Source organism: Arthrobacter sp. CAN_A214 (assembly GCF_015751955.1).
Taxonomy (GTDB): domain Bacteria; phylum Actinomycetota; class Actinomycetes; order Actinomycetales; family Micrococcaceae; genus Arthrobacter_D.
Window position 1 is genome coordinate 1 of sequence record NZ_JADOUU010000052.1, and the last position, 8235, is coordinate 8235.

The 8235-nt window shown below is 60.8% G+C and carries 9 protein-coding genes and 1 pseudogene; 3 read left to right on the plus strand and 7 right to left on the minus strand.

Going from position 1 to position 8235, the window contains the following annotated elements; all coding sequences use genetic code 11:
- Positions 1-24 precede the first annotated feature (24 nt).
- Together IWX65_RS16810 and IWX65_RS16815 are read right to left on the minus strand one after the other, a co-directional pair.
- A complete protein-coding gene (locus IWX65_RS16810) occupies positions 25-246 on the minus strand; it encodes a ribbon-helix-helix protein, CopG family (protein ID WP_196884709.1) in 222 nt (73 codons plus the stop codon).
- 329 nt (positions 247-575) lie between these two features.
- Entirely contained in the window at positions 576-1160 is a 585-nt protein-coding gene (locus IWX65_RS16815) for a recombinase family protein (RefSeq protein WP_196884710.1), read from the minus strand.
- Between the two features lie 572 nt (positions 1161-1732).
- Between IWX65_RS16815 and IWX65_RS16820 the strand changes: the two genes are divergently transcribed.
- Together IWX65_RS16820 and IWX65_RS16825 are read left to right on the plus strand one after the other, a co-directional pair.
- Positions 1733-2284, plus strand: coding sequence for a GNAT family N-acetyltransferase (locus IWX65_RS16820; protein ID WP_196884711.1), 552 nt, complete (start codon positions 1733-1735; stop codon positions 2282-2284).
- 214 nt (positions 2285-2498) lie between these two features.
- Positions 2499-3032 carry an MFS transporter gene (locus tag IWX65_RS16825; protein WP_196884712.1) on the plus strand — a complete coding sequence of 178 codons (534 nt, stop codon included), beginning with the start codon at positions 2499-2501 and terminating at the stop codon, positions 3030-3032.
- Here the strand turns inward: IWX65_RS16825 and IWX65_RS16830 are convergent.
- Positions 2968-4167, minus strand: a pseudogene (locus IWX65_RS16830) (IS3 family transposase). The gene IWX65_RS16825 and the pseudogene IWX65_RS16830 sit on opposite strands and share 65 nt — an antisense overlap.
- A 13-nt stretch (positions 4168-4180) precedes the next feature.
- Here IWX65_RS16830 and IWX65_RS16840 point away from each other — a divergent pair.
- Positions 4181-5092, plus strand: a complete 912-nt coding sequence (locus IWX65_RS16840; RefSeq protein WP_196884715.1) for an MFS transporter — start codon at positions 4181-4183, stop codon at positions 5090-5092.
- A 106-nt stretch (positions 5093-5198) separates the two neighbouring features.
- Here the strand turns inward: IWX65_RS16840 and IWX65_RS16845 are convergent, their stop codons facing one another.
- The 4 genes from IWX65_RS16845 to IWX65_RS18155 all read right to left on the minus strand — a co-directional run bounded on the left by IWX65_RS16845 (position 5199) and on the right by IWX65_RS18155 (position 8167).
- A complete protein-coding gene (locus IWX65_RS16845) occupies positions 5199-5909 on the minus strand; it encodes a tyrosine-protein phosphatase (protein ID WP_196884716.1) in 711 nt (236 codons plus the stop codon).
- 164 nt (positions 5910-6073) lie between these two features.
- On the minus strand, positions 6074-6502 hold the full coding sequence (locus IWX65_RS16850) for a GNAT family N-acetyltransferase (RefSeq protein WP_334683968.1): 429 nt from the start codon (positions 6500-6502) through the stop codon (positions 6074-6076).
- Between the two features lie 204 nt (positions 6503-6706).
- Positions 6707-7213: a GNAT family N-acetyltransferase gene (locus IWX65_RS16855; RefSeq protein WP_196884719.1), complete on the minus strand. Its 507-nt coding sequence runs from the start codon at positions 7211-7213 to the stop codon at positions 6707-6709.
- Positions 7214-7363: 150 nt separating this feature from the next.
- On the minus strand, positions 7364-8167 hold the full coding sequence (locus tag IWX65_RS18155) for a GNAT family N-acetyltransferase (protein ID WP_196884718.1): 804 nt from the start codon (positions 8165-8167) through the stop codon (positions 7364-7366).
- Positions 8168-8235 lie beyond the last annotated feature (68 nt).

Genomic DNA, 8235 nt, shown 5'->3' on the forward strand with positions numbered 1-8235 from the left:
CGTTAACGGGCAGCACATTCTGGTTCAAGGGCTGGGTTCCGGTTCGTCCATGAGGTGCGTCGTGAGCTGTTCGAAGTCCCGATCGAAGCCCTCCCGCTCGTAGCGGGCTGTCTTCTGGTTCCAGTGATCTTCCTCGAGTTGCGGAAGGAATGCACTTAACGCGAGGCGGATGTAGAGTCCGCGGCTGCGGCCCGTGTGTTCGGCCAGGGCGTCAATCCGTTTGATGATGTCCGGTGAAAGTCGCACGGAGACAACCTGCCCGGACGGGTGTGGTTGCTGTTTGATGGTTGCTACCTAGGCCTCTCCTTGTCGGTGGTAAACAAGGTTTACAACTAGCCACTGACGTTCCTGAGCAGGGCCACCGCGCCTCGTCTCCGAGGGGCACCAGATTGCCACTCAATACGCCGGACAGCACCGGTGAGACTTGCATGGCGAAGGACTCCCCCGTGAACTACGCGCCGGACCGACGTTGCAGGATGTCTAGACCCTCGACCGTCCCTGTTGCAAAAGCCGTGCACGGACCTGTGAATCGCATCGCTTTGTGGCGCGATTCTCGCACCGGTATGTGGCGTGTTCTACTTCGTGTTCAGTTCGCGTGACCGGCGGTAGAAGGTTGCGCGGGACATGCCGAGGTCGCGGGCGACCTGCGTGGCTGGTTCTCCACCTTCCACGAGTCGGAGAGCGTTTCGGATCTTGCTGTCACTGATCAGGCGTGGCCTTCCTCCAAGATCCTTGCCGGCTTCCCGCCGCTTCCCGATCGAGTCGACGATTCGCTCGCGCTTGATGTCGTGTTCCATTTGCGCCGATGCCGCCATGATCGTGAACAGCATCGAGCCCATCGGGGTGGACGTATCGACGTCTCCGCCGCCGAGGTTCAACACCCGAAGGCCGGCGCCCCGGCCACGGAGCTCCTTGGCGAAATCGAGCATGTTCTGCGTCGAGCGTCCCAGCCTGTCCAGGGTCGTCACCACGGGAGTGTCCTTCGCCTCCAGCGCGTCGAGCGCCCGGTCGAACTGCGGTCTTGTCGCTTGCGCACCTGATACTCCCTGGTCAACGTACAAGTCATCGCGCCGCACCCCGGCGGCGAGCGGATCCGCCTCCTGCCGATCCGTCGACCGCGGTCGGGTAGAGACTCGTGCGTATCCGATCAGCTTCGCCATATCACTCCAGGTGTCTCGTATCTAAGGGTTCATACGCTGATCCGAGCATAGGGTTTCGAGGCATAGATATGAGAATTTAGGGTCCTGATGGTTCCGCCAACACGGACAGCATCTGAAGCTACGCCGCGAGACGCCTCGTATCTCCAGGGTTTCGAGACGGTTGTCGGTTCTCGCAGTCGTCTGCACAAATACTCAAGGTCACCTGCACAGGCGCAGGCCGACCGTCTTGTGGACACTTCGCTGATGAGATGAGGAGCGGCATACACTCGGCGGCATGAAGGCTTTGACCCTGAGGGAAGATCAGTACCGGGATGCCATTTCACCATCCTTTGCTTGGACTGCAGATGGCCAGTCTGCAGTCTGCGTGGGCGCACGCAGGTCTCACCCTTCCGCGCATTCTCATCGTGCAAATTGAACGTACACTAGCGCCACGACGCGGGCTGGACTCAAACGATCTAAGTCAGTGCGCGCGCTGAACAACCGTCCTACGGGCGCAAGTCGAGAGGTGACCAGACGAGCCGCCCGCTTAGTCCGGGTCGGAAATGACCATCCGTCGTTGATAGCGTTCGGGTATGTTCAATGCCTCCTCCCCGTTCCACGAACCAGGGTTCGGCGCATGGAAGCAAGAGTTAGAGGCTTTGCCACCTTCGGAGGTCCTGATCCGCGAGGCGGAACAGACAGTGCGAGACGGTTGCTGGATGCGATGGATGCAGGCGGACTGCGAGTCAACCTACATTCACTCTGTCGAGGACAATGTGTCGAAGATTGGGAAGCATCTCGTTCTGTTGGCAGAGATCGCTGATTATCCTGTCGGCTTTTGTTGTGTGCTCGCGGGTCGAACCGATTCGGACCCGCTGTTCATTCAGCTGGTTGCAGTAGTTCCCTCCGCACGGCGACGAGGGGTAGGACTCTCACTCCTCAGCGCGGCCGCCGGATGGCAGCCGCAACGCAACATCGCGATGGCCACTCTCGACGACAACGTCGCCGCGCGAAGGTTGAATGAGCGTTTTGCGAAATCAATCGGTGGGAATCTTCAGCGCGTTCTCGTCAGCCGGTTCCGTCCGTCCGATTTAGGATTCGCTCCTGGCGAGCATCACCGTCCATGGATGATCAACCGTCAATAGGAAGCTGATTGACGGTCGCGCTCCAGCGAGGCAGGCACTGCTCGTGCACCCGCGAAGCGATTGGCTTACAAACGCTCATCGCGCCAAGGGGGCTGCTGGTATTCGACTGGGTACTCTGTGGAAATGACGACCGGTAAGCCGTGAACTTCACGCGCGGTTGAGAGGAGGACGGGGGTCTGGGCTGCACTGCCGCCAGTCCGCCCTCACATCAAAGATGAAACTGCGCCATAATTCCGCTTTCGTACGATTCTGGTCCGCTTCAACCGTTTCGGATTTCGGCACCTACATCACGACCGTGGCGCTGTCGGTTTTGATCCTGGTGTCCTTGAATGGCACTGCCTTCGACCAAGGGTTGGTCAATGCTGCACGTTGGGCGCCCTACCTATTGTTCGGATTGCTCGCCGGTATCTGGGTGGACCGGTTCCGGCGCCGCACCGTTCTGATCACTGGTGATGTCGGACGGGGTTTGGTGCTGGCCACGCTGTGCCTGCTGGGGGTCCTGGGTTTGCTCAACGTTCCTACGGTGATGGTGCTGGTGTTCAGCTTTGGAACGTTGGCGTTGATGAGCGACGCCGCCTATCAATCTTTCCTGCCGCAACTCGTCTCCAGGCCCCTGCTCACCCGCGCCAATGCCCGGCTGCAGCAAAGCGACACTGGCCTTGACCCCGGTTCGTGGACACGGGTTAAGCGGGGAGTTGGATCTCTGCGGCTTGGGTTGAGTATTGCAGTTCGAAGTCGACGGGGCTGACATTGCCGATTGAGGAGTGCCGGCGGCGCCGGTTGTAGCGGTCCTCGATCCACGCGCCGACTTCCCGGGCCGCGCGGGCTCGGGTGGGCCAGACACGGCGGTGGTAGAACTCGGTCTTCAGCGTCGCGAAGAAGCTTTCAGCCATCGCGTTGTCCCAGCAAATGCCTGTCAGTCCCATTGAGCGGGTGATGCCGTGGGCGGCGGTAAACGCGGTGATCTGCGCTGAGGCGTATTGGGTTCCGCGGTCGCTGTGGAAGATCACCTGCGCGGGCCTGTCCCCGCGCAGCGTCATGGCCATGAGCAAGGCATCCTGGATCAGGTCGGTGCGCATGTGCTCGGCGATCGCCCAACCGATCACGCGGCGGGAGTGGGCATCGATGACGGTCGCCAGATACACCCAGCCCTCCCAGGTGCGCAGGTAGGTGATGTCACCGACCCACACCTGGTTCAGGGCCCCGGTATCCCACTGTCGTTTCACCACATCGACCGGATACGCATCGGCGTGGTCGATGATCGTGGTGGTCTTCCACTTCTTCGGGCAGATACCGGCCAATCCGAGGCGTTGCATCGTTTTGGCGACCGTTTTGCGGGACACGATCTCGCCCTCAGCCCGCAGGTCCGCCAGGATCCGTGGCGACCCGTAGACCTCGTCGGACTCGCCGTGAAGGAAGGCGACTTTCTGCTCGATATGCACCCGCCGAACCTCGGCCAGCGAGGGAGTACGCACTGCCCAGGCGTAGTACCCGGACCGGGACACCTCCAGCAACCGGGCCATGCGGGTAACACTGAAACTGGTCTTCTCCGCGTGCATCAGGACGAACGCTTGCCGTTCGTATCCGAAGCTTCCTTAGGCGTTGAAGAGAGACGCTTTTTTTAGGAACGCCCGATCCAATTTCAGGTCCGCGTTCTCCTTGCGCAGCCTGAGCAGTTCGGCCCGTTCAGACTCAGTCACCACGGTCTCAGCGGTGTCGTTGCGGGCCTTGAACGTATTGACCCACCGGCCAAGCGATGCCTCGTTGATACCAAGCTCCCGGGCGACGGTCGCTACCGGCCTGCCAGTATTGATCACCAGCTTCACCGCCTCGTCCTTGTACTCAGGCGTGAACTCCCGACGTGTCTTTCCCATAATGAACATTCTCTCTTCTGAGATGTCCACTCAACGGGGGCAAGGCCACACGGTCGCTCAGACCACGGGTAGTGCGGTAGCCGGCGGCCTGGTCGCCCTGGTGACAGCTCCTTTCGCTCTTCTCCTGGGAGCTGTCACGCACTTCGTGTCCGCAGTGGTCCTGCTGTCCCTGAAACATGCGGCTACCGACAAGCCACCTGTACGCATGGACGGCACCGTGCGTCGCAAGGTGGGTGAGGGACTTAGTTGGATCTATGGTCACCCGCGGCTCGGACCGTTGGCCTGGTCCAGCCATGCCTGGTTCATCGGCTCCGCCATGATGGGCGCAGTTCTTCCGGCACTTGTTCTGAACGATCTGAAGCTCGGTGCGCTGGGACTCGGCCTGGTCCTCACCGGTGCAGGTGTCGGCTCCGTCGTGGGAACGCTTCTCTCCATACGCATCGGCGCGCGGTGGGGTACCGGCAGAACGATGATCATCGCCCGGCTCATCCAGCCGGTAGCGCTTGCGCTGATCGCCTTCTCCCCACTGGTCGCTGTTGCTGTGGCTGACGGCCCACTGACTGATCAGGCATATGGCTCCCCTGCAGACTGGCCGGTAGCACTGTGGGCGGCATTCGCTGTCGCCGCGGGAGGGCAGTTCTTTTTCTGGCTGTCGATGGGTGTCGAGGGCCCATTGGAGATGGGGTACTGGCAGCCGGTGACGCCTGACAAGCTCATCGCAAGGATGAGCGCCACGAGGCGCTCGATGAACCGGGGAATGATTGTTCTTGGCGCACCCCTCGGCGGTGCCCTTGCCACCCTCACAAACTCATCTATCGCGTTGTGGGCCGCCGCCGGAGTGATGGTGCTTTCAGCCTCAATGCTGCTGTTCTCGGAGTTCCGAGACGCCAATGTGGACAACGATCAACTGACCGATGAAGAAGCGCTTACCTGATCGTTCAGGATCCGTCGGTTAGGACGACCGCCTCGAACCGCCGACTTTCGATACGAACGCCCACTCACAGCGAACCCGCTAACAAATCAGATGTCAGGCCGGTGTTTCAGCCGGCGAGGTCGGCTCGGATAGCGCTGATCGAACCCTCGGTGACCTTCGCTCGCGACAACCAAACATCGTCCACCACGTCGATCGCGGTACCAATAGCTTCATGGGCGCTTACGCCTGCTTGTCGTAGTGAGCCCTCGAGTAGTTCGACGGACCGTGGCTCTCGCGACTCGAGATTGCGACCACTTAGGAGGTAGTCCTCGGTGATTCCCTCGACCGTCGCTCCGGCAAGAGTGAGCAGGAGCAGTGCCATGATGCCGGTGCGGTCGTGGCCGCGCCCGCAATGCATCAGGACAGGGCCCTCCGCCCGGGCGAGATCGTTGATCGCCGCTCCATACATCGCCGGCCAGTTGTTCAGAGCTTCCGAGAAGTACAACGGCGTTCCCCACAGGCCCGTCCTTGCCCACCGGTCCATGAACGAAGTATCGGTCGCATCTTCAACCGGGATGCGCAGCACCACGGCGGTCAGATCAGCTGGGGGAACGACGGGACGATTTGAACGAATAGCCTCCTCGCCTTCCAGGCCACCAGTCTCCAGCGAAGCAATCGTCCGCACGCCGTAGCGACGGAGTTGCCCCCACCCCGTCGGTGTCAGATGGGATGGATGATCTGCGCGGATGTAGGCACCACTGCGGGTCCGTCCCCCACCCTGCAGGGCAATACCTCCAAGATCCCGGGCGTTGACCAAGCCTTCCCATTCCAAGCGCATGCATACTCCCTCGCGAATCTCACTGGACATTGTTCTCTGGCGCTCTTGCAACCGGCCCTTCGACCGGCTGGGTCAGCCACGGAAGACCATGCACAGAACAATCGTTCCCCACGCTTTCCGCCGTGTACCCCTGACTGCTCTACTTGTGACGGACCACAGCCGGGTCAGTGGGCAGCGAAGATGCAGCTGTGCCGAAGCTCGATGACCGGAGGATCGAAATGCGCGTCTTCCATCATGCCTCCGTCGTCGAACCAGCCGTGCTTGTTGTAGAAGCTGATGGCTCGTTCATTGCCTTTCGCCACCCAGAGGAAGGCGCGGCAGTAGCCAAGCGCGGCCAGCCTCTGTTCGGATGCACTGAAGAGCGTCGACCCGAGGCCTCGCGCCCACCAGTCGGGGTGCAGGTTGAGTGCGTACAGCTGCCCTGTGCCGGGGGCACTGTCGTCGGGGGCTGGACCGAAAATGGCGAAGCCAACGGGGAAATCGTCATAGACGACGACCAAATGTTCTGTGCCCTTAGCTGGGTCGGCGATATTTCGTTGCCAGTTCGACGCCGCACGCTCGACGCTCATACCGTCGAGACGCTCGTCGGTCATGATTCCTCGATACGTTGCTCGCCATGCTGCTATGTGAATCTCAGCTAGGCGCCCGGCGTCGTTATCGACAGCCGGTCGAACGGAGATTGGCGCAGGATCCATGGCATGAATCTAACCCGGACCTGAAACTTTTCTCGTGCCTGAACCGGTCCTGTCTCTCGCCGGGGAACAGGAACATCAGGTGCGCAACACTGGTGGTGGCGGTTAGGTGTCGATCCAGTATCGAAGTTTGCCCGGTACATCTGATCCGGCCAGCGGGCTCGCTTCGAGCGCGCCACCACATTTCTCGATGGTTGTCCTGGAGGCGATGTTGTCGGCATCGCAAGTCAAAAGCACACGGCTAATACCGAGCTCTCTTGCTTGAACGAGTGAAAGAGTCAGGATTTGGTGGGCGTAGCCCTGGCGCCTGAAGCGGGGCCGGACGGCATACCCGATATGGCCACCAACCGTCCGAAGGAACGGGTTCAGGCTGTGGCGGATCGAAACCCGTCCCACGAGGTTTCCATCGACTTCTGCGATGAGGAAGGTAGCCGGGACGCGCCCATCGGGAAGATTCCGGCCTTGCCGAGTTGCTTCAAGGTTTGCCAGGAAGTTCGCCCAGTCATCAACGGGGTCGTAACTGAAAAGGAAGTCGAACTGTTCTGCAGCGAGTTCCTCGTGGGCGAGCAGCGCCTGATCCATGTCGAATTCGGTGAGGCGACGTAATTCCATGAGGTTAGATACTACGGGCGAAACGACCGTGGGCCGCCCGTTGGAGAGCGCAAGCGGATCCTCACCATGCAGACTTGATGGCCTCGAAACGCGCACGTCTGGCCATCTGCTTACGCGCACACGTTCTTTCAGTAACGCCGGGATCTTGTTTTATGCGCGGCTCGCATCATTAAGGCACCAGCCTGTTCGTTCCACGATGGTGAATCCCAACTTGGCGAGGTTTCGGATACTGGGTGTTCCGGGCGCTGCGGTGGCCGTCACCAAGGGGAGACCGAGAGTTCTCGCCAGTTGAACCCGGTGTGACAGGAGGGCAGTTTGGGCTCCGCGACCTCGCGCGGCAGGGAGGGTAGACGCACCACCAAGTACGGCCCCGGTGGGGTGCAGCGACATGGCCGCCACGGCGAGAGGTTCCTCGTTGCGGAAGGCGATGAATCCACGAACCATCGGGAGGGCGTGCTCCGCGCGGATTAGAGCTCGGATTTCGCTTGTTGCGGCGTACCCCACCTCAAGAAGGTCCAAGAAGAGCGTCGTATCATTCCTGGTGGAGACTTCTTGGACTTGCCAGGCGTCAGTGCCGATTCCGCCCACCCGGATAGAAGTACTCAGGCGCTGGTAGGCAATCGGTCGGACGGATGCCGGCGCGTATCCCTCGCCAAGGAGTTGATCAGCGAGCATCTGTGATGGCGATGCCGCAACGATAGTTACCTGGTCCGGTTCTGGGAACGTCTTGAGAACCTCGGACAGTAGCTCGACCGTTTGATGGGTCAGACCCTCGATGATGTTAAGGAAACCATAGTGGCTGGCAGTTGCCATGCTCGCCCGCAGTCCACCGCTGCGGAAGCATTCGAAACGCCCGGGAAGACCTGCGGCCGCTGCCGCACCGAGAGATAACGATCTACGTTCAAAGACTGCCATCTCCGCAGCTTGAACAGATCTGTCGGCAGCATCGGGCATACCCGAAGCCTAGCTCCGGCCCATCCGTCGCGATGCTCACATCGTCCAGGCCGACCGTCCCACTGAAA